This is a genomic window from Gammaproteobacteria bacterium (genome assembly GCA_013151035.1).
In the GTDB taxonomy this organism is placed as follows: domain Bacteria; phylum Pseudomonadota; class Gammaproteobacteria; order JAADJB01; family JAADJB01; genus JAADJB01.
Window position 1 is genome coordinate 1 of record JAADJB010000005.1, and the last position, 14,987, is coordinate 14,987.

The following is a 14,987-nucleotide window of genomic DNA, read 5'->3' on the forward strand; positions in this document are numbered from 1 at the left end:
GTAGAAGATATTGAGGCTTTGTTGCCGGGTAGTGTTACGCAGGATCAGATAAGCCTTCGTTGAGCAAGAGTGTTGTTGATTGAGCGCTTACGTTTATTTCCTCCTTAGTAAAGTCAGGGTGCATTCCAAACATGCTCAAGCTTCAACAACACCATCAATGACATCTTTGAAGGTTGGGCGCACTATAGGTGAAATCTGTTGACCACACCAGATTGGCATAGTCTAAATCCAGGCCTCTGAGGAGGTAGGGGTAAATCTTGTGCTCTGGATGAGGCTTACTGGTATGTGGCCCAGGCACGGCACCTTGTGTTCGGAGATACTGCTCATCAATGATGCGCAGATAGGCCAAGTTGTTTGGCTAAGTTATGCGAGACCTTACCCGCATGGTCAAGGATATCACGATCATTTAATGTTAAAAAACCATCGGGTTTTTCAGGCGCTCATCATCCAGCACAAAATTTTTTACAATGTATTCGCGTAATTGCTGGGTTGCCCACTGACGAAAACGCGTGGCGGTGTGGGATTTAACCCGATAGCCCACAGAGATAATGGCATCCAGATTATAATGTTTTAGCTTGCGTTTAACCTGCCGCCCACCTTCCTTACGAACTACTAAGAAATCCTTAGTAGTTGCCAGATCGTCTAACTTCCCTTCCTGATAGATATTTTTTAAATGCATCAGGATATTCTCGGGCGTGGTCTGAAACAGCTCTGATAATAGCTTTTGTGTCAACCAGACCGTTTCGTCCTGAAAATGCACATCCAGATTTGTTGCACCATTTTCGGTTTGGTAGATAATGAATCGTGAGTGGTTTTCGCTCATCGCCGTGCCCTCTGGTTCCCACGGTCTCCGTGGGAACCCATACCTGACTTTAAACACCGGTATGCATTCCCACGCGGGAGCGTGGGAACGAGTAGTGCATGGCTGTGGTTTATTGTCATCCTTGTTTACCTTTATGCGGCCTGAGTTTGTTTGCTGAGAAGGTGTTCCAGACTTGATCTACTTTGCTTTTGATTTTGTCACCCAACTATATCCGATAAAATCCAATAAAACCCGACTTATCAACCGTTCCGCCATGCAGAACATCTTCCACCTGTTATAGCATGCCAAGGGCATTCCAATTCTGACATACTCATCATCAAAGGCACAGAAATCAAAAAACATTAACGGGACAGCAATGATTTTTTATACAACTTCTGGAGTTTACCCATAAAAAACCGCTCACTCCATAGAGATAAACTTTTCCGCTCTACTGGCTTCATAAACCTTTCAACATCATCAGCCGCTGCTTTCCAGTCAATTGAATTAATTTTTTCACCCAAGGCATTCTCAAGCCAATCCTGATCAATATTAAGCCCCTGATCTTTCCATGGCCCGTATTGAATCAGCGCATTTTGTAGTAATAATAGATTGGGCGTAACACCCTGAGCAATGTACCAGGAAAAATCATACCAATCTCTACCCTTAAGATAAGGTCGACACAATAGCGCATGAATTTTCAATGCAAGATTACTACTCATGTCCTGGTGACATACCTCAAAATCCACCGGAAAATCAAGATAGGAATATTCAAAATCAGATCCCTCAGGCGGGTTACAATCGATCTCTAATTTAACCTTTAACTTACGCCCATTAAGATCATTCATAAAGCTCAGATTTAACTGATTCGAAATTGATGTGTCTTTAATCAATGCCTTTTTAATTCGTTGATCCATGCGTGCTTTGTCTAGTGCCTCAGGTTTAATCCCAAATTCTTTACACGTCTCAATCAAGATTTCTAAATAAGGTTGCCACGAAAATGCAACATCAGGCTCTAATAAAATAAAATCCATATCCTCTGAAAAACGCGGCAAACCATGCAAAACCCGTAAACTGGTACCACCCTGAAATGCTGCAACTTCAAAAAAATTTGCCTGCCATAAAGAAAACAACATGATTTCCTGAATAATTTCCTTGAGCGCATTTTCCTCTTCAACCGGCCCTGCTACTTTATATGCTGCTAAACGTTTCTGAATTAAATCGATCACAAATCCAAAGACCTTAATAACTCTTCAATGAAGTTTATTTCTCGCTTTCCTTTGTATACATCCAATAGCTTTATAATACTTAATGAAGGCACTGTTTTAATTGCCTGCTCATCAATACGCAGACCATCAAGTAAATAATCCAGACCCTGCCATGATAATTTACGCAAATACACCAGATCGAGCAATGCCCGCATAGGCTCAGCCACAAGCGCCACCTGTTTCTGTAACTCATACCGGGTAACCGCCTGAAGAAAATAACCGGGTTTAACCGTCATACGCTGAAACTCAAATTTCCCCAGGGTTTCATGATCATAACTCACAGACTTCCCTTTGGCAGTCACACTCAATACACTGTGCACTGCCTCAGGAATCCAGCCGTGATGGCTTAATGCCGATTCCGCAGAAATATAACCACCCGGAAGTAATTGCTGAGCCAAGGCAAAGGGATGAAGCGGATTATCTCGATACTTATCAGCAAGGACATAGACCCCTCGCTTCACTCTGACCAGATCACCAACCTTCATGGCACGATTGACCTGACCATAACGGCGCCCATCACTACCGCCTAACACACGGGCTAGTTGCCTGTCACTCAAGACAAAATTAGCTTGCCCATTGGCAATAATCTGATTAATTAAAGAAGACATAATGGATAGTATACAATATTTTCCAGATACTTCCACTTTATGGAAGTATCTGGAAAATATTGATTATCCTAACTGATACTATATCTATCAGGGCGCAGCTCAATTGATGCGTAGTACGCACCCTACCGTTTCAGCAAGGGAGAGCAATGGAAAATTTTATTTATCCTGACTGATCCTGCTTGCCTCTGGACCACTTTGATCACGATACTTGGCATCCTTACGCTTGCGGTAAGGACGATCAGCAGCCCCACTCATGGTCTCAAAGCTGATAGCACCAATCGACATACCCGGACGCAATGCCAGTGGTAACTTACCCGAGTTAAAAAACTCCAGTACCACATTACCACTCCAGCCTGGATCAATACGATGTGCCGTTACATGAACCATCAACCCCAGACGCGCCAGAGATGAACGACCATCCAGCCAACCAACAATATCATCGGGCAAGGTGATCGACTCATAGGTCATACCCAATGCCAATTCTCCTGGATGGAGAAAAAAGGCATCATCCCCTTCGATCAGTAACTCGTCACTCATCACCTGCTGAATGGCCTTATTCACATCCTCACGCGAGCCACTCAGATCAATAAATGAGCGCGCATGAGAACTAAAGACACGAAAACGATTACCCAGACGCAGATCAACACTCACACCACTGATACTATCTCTATCAGGACGCGGTTCAACTTTGATGCTTTTATCATCAAACGCCTTGATAATATCCCGGTCACAAAGTCTCATATTTAGTTTCCTGGTGCGTAGTACGCACCCTACCGTTCCAGTACCATTAAACCGTTTAGAGGCAGGTGTTATCCGTCTTGATCAGAGACCATTGCCCGCAGGGATGCGGGCATCGAGCCTACATGGATGTATTCACGGCGTGTCTCCGATCAAGATGGGTAACACCTGTCTCGGATTTATAACACCCGGTTTAATGATTTAATTATTATCAATCACAATCTTGGGGAACTTCGCTGCATAGTTCTTAGCCTGCAAGGATAACTTGGCAGCCGTACGACGCGCAATCTCACGATAGATCTCTGCCACACGACTATCAGGATCAGAAACCACGGTAGGCTTACCATCATCTGTCGACTGACGAATTTTGATATCCAGTGGCAACGCACCCAGAAAATCAACATCATACTGATCCGCCATCGACTGACCGCCGCCACTACCAAAGATATATTCTTCGTTATTACACTTGCTACAGATATGAATACTCATGTTCTCAACAATACCCAATACCGGAACTTCAACCTTCTGGAACATCTTGAGACCCTTACGCGCATCCAGCAAGGCAATATCCTGCGGGGTTGTCACTACAATCGCACCACTGACCGGCACCTGCTGCGCTAGCGTCAACTGGGTATCACCGGTACCCGGTGGAAGATCCACAATCAGGTAATCCAGATCCTTCCAGTTGGTATCATTCAACAACTGCTGCAAGGCCTGTGTCACCATCGGACCACGCCAGATCATCGGCGTCTCATCATCAATCAGAAAACCAATCGACATTGCCTGCAGATGATAACTAATCATAGGCTCCAGCTTCTGACCATCGGTAGACTCCGGCTGACCCGACACACCCAGCATACGCGGTTGACTGGGACCATAAATATCAGCATCCAGGATACCCACACTGGCACCTTCAGCAGACAGCGCCAACGCTAGATTAACCGCCGTTGTTGATTTACCCACGCCGCCCTTACCCGAGGCAACAGCAACAATATTTTTGATGCCCTTAATGGGTTCCACACCTTTCTGAATCTCATGCGCAACAATTTTCCAGGACACATCCACTGCCACATCAGTTACACCAGCAACCGTTTTAACCTGTTCAGTAACCTTGTCAGCCAACGCTGCCTTATGCCCCTCAGCCGGAAAGCCCAGAACAACTTTAATACTAACCTTACCGCCATCAATAGCGATATCCTTGATACATTTGGTGGTCACCAGATCTTTTTCCAGATAAGGATCGACATAGTTCTGGATAGCCGCTTCAATAGCAGCCTGAGTAATTTCGGACATCGAGTTATTCTCCTCTCACATCTCCTGAGTAGCAGGAAATTGATTAAATAAAGTACATAATAAAATCATTATACATGAATCAACTACGAATGTAGAGATATACCCCACCAAATTAGTAAGGAATAAATATGATGCGTCGCCACGCAAGGTAAACTCAATTGCCTATTCCCGATAGCAAGCGCAAACCACCTCGTCCTGTGGCATAATATACCCAATCAATAAAGTTAAGTAGCCTGAAACAAACCATGAACAAAGATCCTCGCACCCTGCTCGTTACCAGCGCCCTTCCTTATGCTAATGGCCCTATACATCTGGGACATCTGGTTGAATATCTTCAAACCGATATCTGGGTTCGTTTCCAGAAAATGCGTGGGCACCAATGTCATTATGTCTGCGCCGATGATGCCCACGGCACCCCGATTATGCTCAGGGCACGCCGCGAGGGTATCAGCCCCGATGAACTGATTGCCAAATCATCTATCGAACACCAGCAGGATTTTGCTGCTTTTGGCATCGAGTTTGATCACTATCATTCAACCCATTCCCCCGAGAATCAGGAACTCGCCAACACCATCTACCAACGTAATCATGATGCCGGGCACATTAATACCCGCACCATCACCCAAGCCTATGATGAGCAGGAAAACATCTTCCTGCCGGATCGTTTCATCAAAGGGGAATGCCCCAAGTGTGGTGCCAAAGACCAATACGGTGATAACTGCGAGGTCTGTGGTGCCACCTACTCACCTACCGAACTAAAAAATGCCGTATCGGCGATTTCGGGAACCACTCCGGTCGAACGGGATTCCCTGCACTACTTCTTCAAACTGGCTGACTTTGAACCGATGCTACGACAGTGGACTTCTGCCGGTCACTTACAGGATGAGGTGAGTAACAAGCTGGCAGAATGGTTTGAGGATGGGCTACGTGAATGGGACATCTCGCGTGATGCCCCCTATTTTGGATTTAAGATCCCGGGCACAGAGGATAAGTTTTTCTATGTATGGATGGATGCCCCAGTCGGTTATATGGCAAGCTTCAAGGCACTGTGTGATAAACAAGGTCTGGACTTCGATCAATTCTGGGGCAAGGACAGCCAAGTCGAACTCTATCATTTTATTGGCAAGGACATTATCTATTTCCATTCCCTGTTCTGGCCCGCCATGCTATCCGGTGCAGGCTTCCGTACCCCGACAGCCATCTTTGCCCACGGCTTTTTAACCGTCAATGGTAAAAAAATGTCCAAGTCACGCGGCACCTTTATCAAGGCAAGCACCTACATCAAGCATCTTAACCCCGAATATCTGCGCTATTATTTCAGTGCAAAACTCAATAATGGGATTGAAGACATTGATCTTAACCTGGAAGATTTTACGCAACGGGTCAATAGCGATTTAGTGGGCAAGGTGGTTAATATCGCTAGTCGTTGTGCAGGTTTTATCAAGAAACGCTTTAATGGAAAATTATCGCCTGATTGTTCTGAACCCGCACTCTATGAAGAATTCGTTCAGGCACGCGAGAGCATTGCAGAACGCTATGAACAACGTGAATACAGTCGCGCCATGCGCGAGATCATGGCTCTGGCGGATCGTGCCAATCAATATATTGATGATAAGAAACCCTGGGTGCTGGCAAAAGAAGAAGGCAAGGATGATGAGGTACAGGCTGTTTGTAGCATGGGCATCAATCTGTTCCGTATATTAATGAGCTATCTCAAACCGGTTCTGCCCATGATGGCAACAAAGGCTGAGACCTTCCTTAATATTCAGCCCATGGAGTGGGAGCAAATCACAGACCCATTGCTGGCACACAGCATCAACAAGTTCAAACCACTCATGACACGTATTGATACAGAGTCTATTAATGCCATGCTTGAGGAATCAACAGAAGATCAGGAGAAAGAGACGGCTGCCCTATGACAGAATACGCACTCATTCTGATAAGTACGGTACTGGTCAATAATTTTGTCCTGGTCAAGTTCCTTGGGCTATGCCCGTTTATGGGTGTCTCACGTAAACTGGAAACCGCCACTGGCATGGGGCTGGCAACCACCTTTGTCCTTACCCTATCCTCTATTTGCAGCTATCTTGCCAATGAATATCTACTTATCCCGTTAGGACTGGAATATCTACGCACCATCACCTTTATCCTGGTCATTGCGGTTGTTGTGCAATTTACCGAAATGGTGGTACACAAAACCAGCCCGCTGCTGTATCAGGTATTGGGTATATTTCTACCCCTGATCACCACTAACTGCGCCGTACTGGGTGTTGCCTTACTCAATGTACAGGAACAACATGGCTTTCTTTCATCGGCGGTCTATGGCTTTGGTGCCGCCGTTGGTTTTTCTCTGGTATTGATATTATTTGCCGCCATGCGTGAACGCATCTCGGTTGCCGATGTTCCTGTTGCATTCAAGGGTGCCCCCATCGCTTTAATGACAGCAGGGCTCATGTCACTGGCCTTCATGGGCTTCACTGGTCTGGTTAAGGGATAAGGAAACTCTGAAATAACATGCTGACAGCAATTATCACAATCAGCGCACTGGCCGCACTGTTCGGTTTGATACTGGGCTACTCAGCGATACGCTTCAAGGTAGAAAGCGACCCTGTCGTCGATCAGATTGATGCCTTATTGCCACAGACTCAATGCGGTCAATGTGGATTTGCCGGATGCCGTCCCTATAGCACAGCCATCGCCAACGGTGAGGCCGATATCAACCAGTGCCCCCCCGGCGGGGAGGTCACTATACAGGCTCTCGCGGATCTACTTGGCCGTGATGCAAAACCCCTCAACCCCGAAAATGGTGCACACCAGATCAAGACTGTCGCAGTCATTGATGAGCAGGTCTGCATTGGTTGCACGCTATGTATACAGGCCTGTCCAGTGGATGCGATTGTCGGTGCAGCCAAACAGATGCACACTGTCATCATTGATGAATGTACCGGCTGTGAACTGTGCATACCACCCTGCCCGGTCGATTGTATCGTCATGATAGAACAGGAACAAAACATCGATAACTGGAAATGGCCGTTACCCGGAAAACAGATCAACGTCAGTCATATTCATGAGGCCAATTCATGAATAACACCCCGCGTAAACTATGGGATTTTCAAGGCGGTCTACACTTACCCGGCCATAAAGAATCATCCAATCAACAAGCCATTACCCAGGTAAGTCTGCCGGACAAATTAATCCTGCCGCTACAGCAACATATTGGTCAACCCGCCGAACCACTAGTTAAGGTTGGCGACAAGGTATTAAAAGGCGAAGTCATCGCACAGGTACATGGCTTCGTCAGCGCCCCCCTGGCAGCCTCTAGCTCAGGCACCGTCATCGCCATTGAAGAACACCCCATTGCCCACCCTTCAGGGATGTCAGCACCGTGTATCATCATAGAAACCGATGGTGCGGATCGCTGGCGTTGGCGGCGTGAACGCATCATTGATTACACCCAGCTAGATTCAGGTGAATTAAGAAATCATATTCGCAAGATGGGGGTAGTCGGATTAGGTGGCGCAGGATTCCCCACCTTTATCAAGATGAACCCGCGTTCTGGCAACATTCACACCCTGATTATTAATGGTATTGAATGTGAGCCCTTTATCACCTGTGATGATCGTTTAATGCGTGAACGCAGTGATGAGATTATCACCGGCATCACTATCCTGCGTCATGCCTTACATCCTGAAAAGGTTATCATTGGCATTGAAGACAACAAGACCGAGGCCTGGCAAGCCATACGTGATGAGCTGGAAAAACAAAACATTACAGATATTGAACTAATAAAGATCCCAACGGTTTACCCTGCCGGTGGAGAACGCCAACTTATCTACATCCTGACCGGAAAAGAAGTACCCAGTCAGGGACTGCCTGTCGATATCGGTGTCATCTGCCACAACGTAGGTACTGTTGCAGCCATTGCACGCGCTATCATTGAAAGTGAACCTCTGTTATCACGCATCATCACAGTAACGGGTAGCGGTGTACAACAGCCCGGTAATATTGAGGTACTGATCGGCACCCCGATACAGCATCTGATTGAACAATGTGGCGGATACAGCTCTGAGCCAAACCGGCTCATTATCGGCGGCCCCATGATGGGTTTTGCCATTAACACGGATCAGGTTCCCATAACCAAGACCAGCAATTGCATCCTCGTTGCCAACGAAAAAGATCTACCTCAAAAGGGAGCAATAACAGAGTGTATCCGTTGTGGAGAATGTGCTGTCTGTTGTCCTGCCGGACTCCTGCCACAACAATTATACTGGCATGTTAATGCACGCGACTTTGATAAGGCGCAGGATTACAAGCTCTTCGATTGTATCGAATGCGGCTGTTGCGCCTATGTATGTCCATCTAACATCCCTCTGGTGCAATATTATCGTTATGCTAAAAACGAGATATGGTACCAGGAACAGGAATATCAGAAAGCCAGCAATGCAAGAAATCGCTTTGAATTTCGCGCCGCCCGATTACTCAGAGACAAGGAAGAACGCGCAGCAAAACTACGCAAGAAAAAAGCAGCCATTAAAAAGGACGGTGACTCGAATAACAAAAAAGATGCGATACAAGCAGCACTGGAACGGGTAAAGGCTAAAAAAGAGGCCAGTAACATCAAACTAGATAATATTGATAACCTCTCTGCAAACCAGCAAAAGATGATTGATGCCGTTGACCAGCGCCGTCAACAAAAAGCCAACGAACAACAACAAACTGATTTAAGGACGAGATGAATTTTATAACACCCAGCTCCCCTCATAGTCGTGGACCGACTCAGGTTCCTGAACTCATGCGTCAGGTGGTCTACGCCCTGATTCCTGGCATTGCCTGCGCCTTCTGGCTATTTGGCTGGGGTGTACTCGTCAATTTATTCCTGACCACCCTCACAGCAGTGGTCTCGGAACTACTTATCTTGCGTATGCGTGCGCGTCCAGGTCTGCCTGCGATCAGTGATGGTAGCGCCATCATTACCGCACTGTTACTCGGACTAGCTCTGCCTACACTGGCACCCTGGTGGATCGCTGTTATTGGCACCGCCTTTGCCATCATTATTGCCAAACAACTCTATGGCGGTCTGGGTTTTAACCCCTTCAATCCAGCGATGGTGGGCTATGTAGTGTTAATCATTTCTTTTCCCCGAGAGATGACTACTTGGGCGATACCGAGCATGCTCACAGAGACCACAATCAGTTTAGGACAGACGCTAAACATCATGTTCCTTGACCAGATCCCCAAGGCCATCGACAGCATCAGTATGGCAACACCGCTGGACACCATAAAGACTCAACTAAGCCTGAGCCACACCATCTCCGAGATCAAAATAGATCCGCGCTTTAGTGATTACGGTGGCACCGGCTGGGAACAACTGAATTTTTTCTTTCTGCTAGGTGGAATCTGGTTACTGAAACGACGCGTAATAAGCTGGGAGATTCCTGTTTCAATGCTGTTTGCACTATTCTTTATGGCCTTGATATTTTTCTCCGTCGACCAGGACGGTTATGTCTCCCCCATCTTTCACCTGATGAGTGGTGGTAGCATGCTGGGTGCCTTTTTCATTGCTACCGACCCGGTAACCGCCAGCACCACCCGCAAGGGTCGGCTGATTTATGGTGCGGGCATTGGTGTCATCACCTATATCATTCGCACCTGGGGAGGTTATCCTGATGGTATTGCATTCGCTGTCTTGCTAATGAATATGGCCGTTCCAAGCATCGATTATTACACCCAACCCAGGGTCTTTGGACATAAAAAACCATGATGTATCGAAAAATCATCGTTACCGCCATTCTGCTCTTCGTCTTTGCGCTCATTGGTACGACATTGGTCTCCTTTACCTTTGAACAAACTGATGAGCAAATTCAGGCCAATGAACGTGCAACCCTGTTACGCAATCTACATAAAATCATCCCGCCACAGATACACGATAACGATCTATTCAAAGATAGTACGACCGCCCACAACCCAACCCTGTTAGGTGACAAAAAACCCATACAGATCTATCGCGCACGCAAGCAGGGGAAACCTGTTGCAGCCATCCTGTCATCGGTTGCCCCGGATGGCTACAATGGCAATATTCGCTTACTCGTTGGCATCTACTATAACGGTGAGATTGCCGGGGTCCGCATCATTAATCATCGTGAAACCCCTGGCCTGGGCGATCAAATCGAAGAAGAAAAATCAGATTGGGTATTCTCATTCAACACCCGATCCATACAAAACTTGAAATCATCTCAATGGCATGTCAAAAAGGATGGCGGTATATTCGATCAATTTACCGGCGCAACGATAACACCAAGAGCCATTGTAAAAGCCGTACATAAGACACTAATCTATTATCAACACCATCGTGAACAGATCTTTAAAACCAAGCCATCAGATAGTCTAAAGGATCATCAACATGACTAACTCGAGCTATACAGAAATAGGTAAAAATGGACTGTGGAGCAATAATGTTGCGCTGGTACAACTACTAGGACTATGTCCCCTGCTTGCCGTGACTAACACCGTTGTCAACGGACTGGGGCTGGGAATAGCCACCACCATAACTCTGCTAATATCCAATACCTGCATCTCCATGATTCGTAAAATGGTACGCCCCGAGGTTCGCATCCCGGTCTTTGTACTGGTTATTGCCTCTGCGGTCACTATCATCGAACTCAGTATGAATGCCTGGCTACATGACCTCTACCGGGTATTGGGTATATTCATCCCACTAATCGTAACCAACTGCGCCATTATTGGTCGGGCCGAGGCATTTGCCTCCAAACAGATCGTACGTCTGGCAGCATGGGATGGCCTGATGATGGGGCTTGGCTTTACCATCATATTGTGCCTGTTAGGTGGGTTACGCGAGGCGTTGGGACAAGGCACCCTGTTTAGCCATGCCGAACTAATGTTTGGTGCCGCAGCAAAAGACTGGGTCATTATTCTCATTGATGACTACCGCGGCTTCCTGTTAGCCATGTTACCACCCGGTGCTTTTATTGGTCTCAGTCTGATTATTGCCGTCAAAAATCGCATCAACGCTCAACAGGAAAAGCAACGTACAGCGGTCATTGTACAAGCCCATACTGAATCAATTTCATGAATCCACAAAAACGCCAGCAGATCTTTGCCCGGCTACGCCAGCAAAATCCGGCACCGCGAACAGAACTCAACTACAGCAATTCCTTCCAGTTACTGATCGCCGTTATTCTGTCGGCTCAGGCAACCGATGTGGGTGTCAACAAGGCAACAAAGGCCTTATTCAACATCGTTAGGCAACCACAGGATATGCTTGATCTGGGTGAGATAGCGTTAAAACAATATATACGCACCATCGGTCTATTCAATACCAAGGCCAAAAACATTATCAAGACCTGCCACATACTGGTCGAACAATATGCCAGTGAGATCCCACAACAGAGAGAAGCACTGGAGGCATTGGCAGGCGTCGGCAGAAAAACAGCGAATGTCGTACTCAATACGGCATTTGGTCAGCCCACAATCGCCGTTGACACCCATATCTTCCGTGTATCCAATCGCATTGGCCTGGCCAAAGGCAAGACCCCGCTTGCCGTTGAAAAGGGCTTATTGAGATTCATCCCGGATGAATTCAAGCAGGACGCCCATCACTGGCTCATCCTGCATGGACGTTATACCTGTATCGCACGTAAGCCCTTGTGTAAGGATTGCATTATTCAGGATCTTTGCGAATACCGGGGGAAAATACTTTAAGCATCAACCCTGGGCTTGCACCAGATGGGAAAATATATCGTAAAAAACGCCCCAAAGACCAGCAACCAGACCCACTGTGACAACTCAATCCAGAGCGCATATTGTACTGGCATCAACACAGGCAACAAGACCCGCAGCAAGAACACAGCAATAGCACCGAGGAATATCCATCGTAATAAGAGCGGAGGATTAAATACATCTCTGCCGGTATGCCCTAAAGAAACCCGCGTCATCATCGCCAGCGTCATTATTGCAACACTCACGGTAAAGGCATGAACGGCTAGCGTTGGAGAGATCGCCATAAAGGGTTCCAACGCTTTCATAATAAAACCCGACACCAATCCCAGATAGCCCAGATACAAACTCCAGAGCAAGGACTTTTTTCGTAAATCCGGGTGATACCATTGAACAAGGGTATAGACGTGCAGCAATGCCAGCACTACTGCAAATATCGACGAAACAAGGGGCATCGCAAAAAATACATCACTCAAAACAAAAAGGACAAAAACAATAATCGCAACATAATCCAGCCAGGGCCGTTCCTTGATCCCCAGATTAACCTCCAGACCCTTACTGATAAAAAACGGGACAACCCTTCGTGCCATCAACAGAATAAACAACACTACACCGTAAAGCCCTAGATACAAACCATCACGCACACCATTCTCAAGCCAACCCAATAACCCCGCGTAATAGACAGCATCACCGATAAACATCCATAACAACAAGGAAACCAGCGCTATATTATTACTCTGTGCGGACTGCTTTGCCGGCAACAACACCGCAATATAAACCACCAGAATCAGAGTCAACTCAAGAATCATTGCCAACTCAAGTTGATAGCCCAAACTAATGAAAGGCAAAATTCTGACCAGGGCCCATAACGTAAACATGGCCATCAACACCCCGCCCTTCGGCATAGCCTTTCCTGTCCAGTTACCAACGGCCGTCAATAAAAAACCAAAAATAACTGCCAGGGCATAACCATAGATCATTTCATGAGCATGCCAGGTAACCGGTAGCAAAACCGATAGACCAATAGGACGGGCATAACTGTAACTCAGTAACCACAATGCCATCGCAATAAAAGCAAACAAACCTGCACCCATAAAAAAAGGACGAAAACCCAGATCAAACAAGGCCAAACGAGGGGCACTTTTCTTTTCATTAATATTTAATAACATACTCACTCACTATCGCTAAAAATCCTGTGTCGGAATATTACGCCATCACGGTTATTCCTGCCACAATAATTAGGGATACGCCCCTTTTATTGAAGTTCCGTAACTTATTGCCGACTATACCTTTTACTAGCATCTTTTATCTTTTGTTTATATTGTTTTTCTTTTATAATCAAAGAGGTTAGATGATAATTTAATAAACCTCACTTCGACATTAAATGATCACGGAGACCACCATGCAGCGACTCACCCTTGGCAAGACAGGATTAACAGCAAGAAAGACTCTATTAATACTTGGTTTGGGTCTAATTACCCCGTTTAACATCGCTGCCAACCAACAAGACGCATCATTACAAGGGCCTGTATTCACCGACCCGGCAAAAATCACCGAAAAAAAACAGGCATGGATTGATCAGGAAATCATCTACGATGAAAAGATCAAGGATGCCGATCTGGTCATATCTCTGGGTCAACAAACCTGGCCGGCACTGCATAAGGTCGTCGAGGAAATCGCAGAAAAACGAGGCATCAATGTCGTCATCCAGCAAGGTAGCTGTGGTAGAACAGCTAAAAAACTAAAACGCAAGGCCATTGATATCGGAGCCTATTGTTGCCCTCCAGGCAAAGGTGATCGCCTACCCGGACTGGAGTTCCATACCATCGCCATTACACCGCTGGTATTTGTAACACACCCATCAAACCCGTTAAATAACATCACCAGTATTGAGGCACAAAACATATTTCGTGGTGAATACGCACAATGGTCAGAGCTTCCATCCGCTAAACAAACCAACTTTGCCATCGAAAATATTCAGCCTATTGTGCGTCTACACTGCAAAAAACGTCCTGGGCACTGGCGCCATCTGTTAAAAAACGAAGACCTGATGAGCCCCAGGATATTTGAGGTTGCTGTCATACCGGACATGATCAAACAGGTTGCGAACAACACATCCGCCATTGGTATCGAAACTCCATTCATGCTGGAAGTTCATAAAAAACAAGGCGATCTAAAGATATTGAATATTGATGGACACAATCCTCAGCAGGCACAATATCTGCTCAATGGTGAATACCCGATTTATCGAACCTACAATCTGACCACGTGGAAAGGTGAGGGCAAAAGTTACCAGCTCGCAAATGAATTCGTACAGGAACTAAAGGCTCACATTGAAGCCCAGGGTGATCGTTATGGCTTTATTCCCGCATCAAAATTAAGGGATGCCGGATGGAAATTTGACGGGGATGAACTTATAGCAGAACCTGATAACATGCCCGTCATTCATTAACGAAACTCTAATTAATTATACCCGTCTGGAAACCCCATCAATCATGCAATTTTCACGCACTGATCCATGGAGTTTCCAGCCTAGACTATTTCCTG

The 14,987-nt window shown here is 46.3% G+C and carries 13 protein-coding genes and 3 pseudogenes; 9 read left to right on the plus strand and 7 right to left on the minus strand.

The genetic code is table 11. From position 1 onward, the window contains the following. Window positions 1–184 precede the first annotated feature (184 nt). The 6 genes and pseudogenes from GXP22_00430 to apbC form a co-directional block, all read right to left on the minus strand. A pseudogene (locus tag GXP22_00430) lies at window positions 185–295 on the minus strand (IS3 family transposase). A gap of 129 nt (window positions 296–424) precedes the next feature. Then, a pseudogene (locus GXP22_00435) lies at window positions 425–823 on the minus strand (hydroxyacid dehydrogenase). 341 nt (window positions 824–1,164) lie between these two features. Next, window positions 1,165–2,028, minus strand: a complete 864-nt coding sequence (locus GXP22_00440) for a nucleotidyl transferase AbiEii/AbiGii toxin family protein (GenBank protein NOX07954.1) — start codon at window positions 2,026–2,028, stop codon at window positions 1,165–1,167. 89 nt (window positions 2,029–2,117) lie between these two features. After that, window positions 2,118–2,675: pseudogene (locus GXP22_00445) on the minus strand (hypothetical protein). A gap of 156 nt (window positions 2,676–2,831) precedes the next feature. After that, complete coding sequence (gene dcd, locus GXP22_00450; protein ID NOX07955.1) at window positions 2,832–3,416, minus strand: dCTP deaminase; 585 nt, start codon at window positions 3,414–3,416, stop codon at window positions 2,832–2,834. A 198-nt stretch (window positions 3,417–3,614) separates the two neighbouring features. Beyond that, window positions 3,615–4,706, minus strand: a complete 1,092-nt coding sequence (gene apbC / locus GXP22_00455) for an iron-sulfur cluster carrier protein ApbC (GenBank protein NOX07956.1) — start codon at window positions 4,704–4,706, stop codon at window positions 3,615–3,617. Between the two features lie 245 nt (window positions 4,707–4,951). Between apbC and GXP22_00460 the strand changes: the two genes are divergently transcribed. The 8 genes from GXP22_00460 to nth are packed head-to-tail and all read left to right on the plus strand — an operon-like array spanning window position 4,952 to window position 12,425. Then, window positions 4,952–6,625, plus strand: coding sequence for a methionine--tRNA ligase (locus GXP22_00460; GenBank protein ID NOX07957.1), 1,674 nt, complete (start codon window positions 4,952–4,954; stop codon window positions 6,623–6,625). Beyond that, window positions 6,622–7,203 carry an electron transport complex subunit RsxA gene (gene rsxA / locus GXP22_00465; protein ID NOX07958.1) on the plus strand — a complete coding sequence of 194 codons (582 nt, stop codon included), beginning with the start codon at window positions 6,622–6,624 and terminating at the stop codon, window positions 7,201–7,203. The genes GXP22_00460 and rsxA overlap by 4 nt, the downstream gene beginning before the upstream one ends. Before the next feature lie 17 nt (window positions 7,204–7,220). Then, complete coding sequence (rsxB, locus tag GXP22_00470; GenBank protein ID NOX07959.1) at window positions 7,221–7,790, plus strand: electron transport complex subunit RsxB; 570 nt, start codon at window positions 7,221–7,223, stop codon at window positions 7,788–7,790. Then, window positions 7,787–9,442: an electron transport complex subunit RsxC gene (gene rsxC, locus GXP22_00475; GenBank protein ID NOX07960.1), complete on the plus strand. Its 1,656-nt coding sequence runs from the start codon at window positions 7,787–7,789 to the stop codon at window positions 9,440–9,442. The genes rsxB and rsxC overlap by 4 nt, the downstream gene beginning before the upstream one ends. Next, window positions 9,439–10,467, plus strand: a complete 1,029-nt coding sequence (rsxD, locus tag GXP22_00480) for an electron transport complex subunit RsxD (GenBank protein ID NOX07961.1) — start codon at window positions 9,439–9,441, stop codon at window positions 10,465–10,467. The genes rsxC and rsxD overlap by 4 nt, the downstream gene beginning before the upstream one ends. After that, window positions 10,464–11,114, plus strand: coding sequence for an electron transport complex subunit RsxG (gene rsxG / locus GXP22_00485; protein NOX07962.1), 651 nt, complete (start codon window positions 10,464–10,466; stop codon window positions 11,112–11,114). Before rsxD ends, rsxG begins: the two co-directional genes overlap by 4 nt. Next, on the plus strand, window positions 11,107–11,796 hold the full coding sequence (locus GXP22_00490) for an electron transport complex subunit E (protein NOX07963.1): 690 nt from the start codon (window positions 11,107–11,109) through the stop codon (window positions 11,794–11,796). The genes rsxG and GXP22_00490 overlap by 8 nt, the downstream gene beginning before the upstream one ends. After that, on the plus strand, window positions 11,793–12,425 hold the full coding sequence (nth, locus tag GXP22_00495) for an endonuclease III (protein NOX07964.1): 633 nt from the start codon (window positions 11,793–11,795) through the stop codon (window positions 12,423–12,425). The genes GXP22_00490 and nth overlap by 4 nt, the downstream gene beginning before the upstream one ends. Here the strand turns inward: nth and GXP22_00500 are convergent. Continuing rightward, window positions 12,422–13,609, minus strand: coding sequence for an NnrS family protein (locus GXP22_00500; protein NOX07965.1), 1,188 nt, complete (start codon window positions 13,607–13,609; stop codon window positions 12,422–12,424). The genes nth and GXP22_00500 overlap by 4 nt on opposite strands. 233 nt (window positions 13,610–13,842) lie before the next feature. Here GXP22_00500 and GXP22_00505 point away from each other — a divergent pair, with 233 nt between their 5' ends. Continuing rightward, the gene (locus tag GXP22_00505) at window positions 13,843–14,892 is read left to right on the plus strand and encodes a hypothetical protein (protein ID NOX07966.1); all 1,050 of its coding nucleotides are present in this window, start codon (window positions 13,843–13,845) and stop codon (window positions 14,890–14,892) included. The last annotated feature ends 95 nt before the right edge of the window (window positions 14,893–14,987 follow it).

Coding starts and splice junctions, on each gene's coding strand:
- rsxG (NOX07962.1), top strand. CDS start 10,464: ATGATGTATCGAAAAATCATCGTTACCGCCATTCTGCTCTTCGTCTTT.
- GXP22_00490 (NOX07963.1), top strand. CDS start 11,107: ATGACTAACTCGAGCTATACAGAAATAGGTAAAAATGGACTGTGGAGC.
- apbC (NOX07956.1), bottom strand. CDS start 4,706: ATGTCCGAAATTACTCAGGCTGCTATTGAAGCGGCTATCCAGAACTAT.
- GXP22_00500 (NOX07965.1), bottom strand. CDS start 13,609: ATGTTATTAAATATTAATGAAAAGAAAAGTGCCCCTCGTTTGGCCTTG.
- rsxD (NOX07961.1), top strand. CDS start 9,439: ATGAATTTTATAACACCCAGCTCCCCTCATAGTCGTGGACCGACTCAG.
- dcd (NOX07955.1), bottom strand. CDS start 3,416: ATGAGACTTTGTGACCGGGATATTATCAAGGCGTTTGATGATAAAAGC.
- rsxC (NOX07960.1), top strand. CDS start 7,787: ATGAATAACACCCCGCGTAAACTATGGGATTTTCAAGGCGGTCTACAC.
- GXP22_00460 (NOX07957.1), top strand. CDS start 4,952: ATGAACAAAGATCCTCGCACCCTGCTCGTTACCAGCGCCCTTCCTTAT.
- rsxB (NOX07959.1), top strand. CDS start 7,221: ATGCTGACAGCAATTATCACAATCAGCGCACTGGCCGCACTGTTCGGT.
- GXP22_00505 (NOX07966.1), top strand. CDS start 13,843: ATGCAGCGACTCACCCTTGGCAAGACAGGATTAACAGCAAGAAAGACT.
- nth (NOX07964.1), top strand. CDS start 11,793: ATGAATCCACAAAAACGCCAGCAGATCTTTGCCCGGCTACGCCAGCAA.
- rsxA (NOX07958.1), top strand. CDS start 6,622: ATGACAGAATACGCACTCATTCTGATAAGTACGGTACTGGTCAATAAT.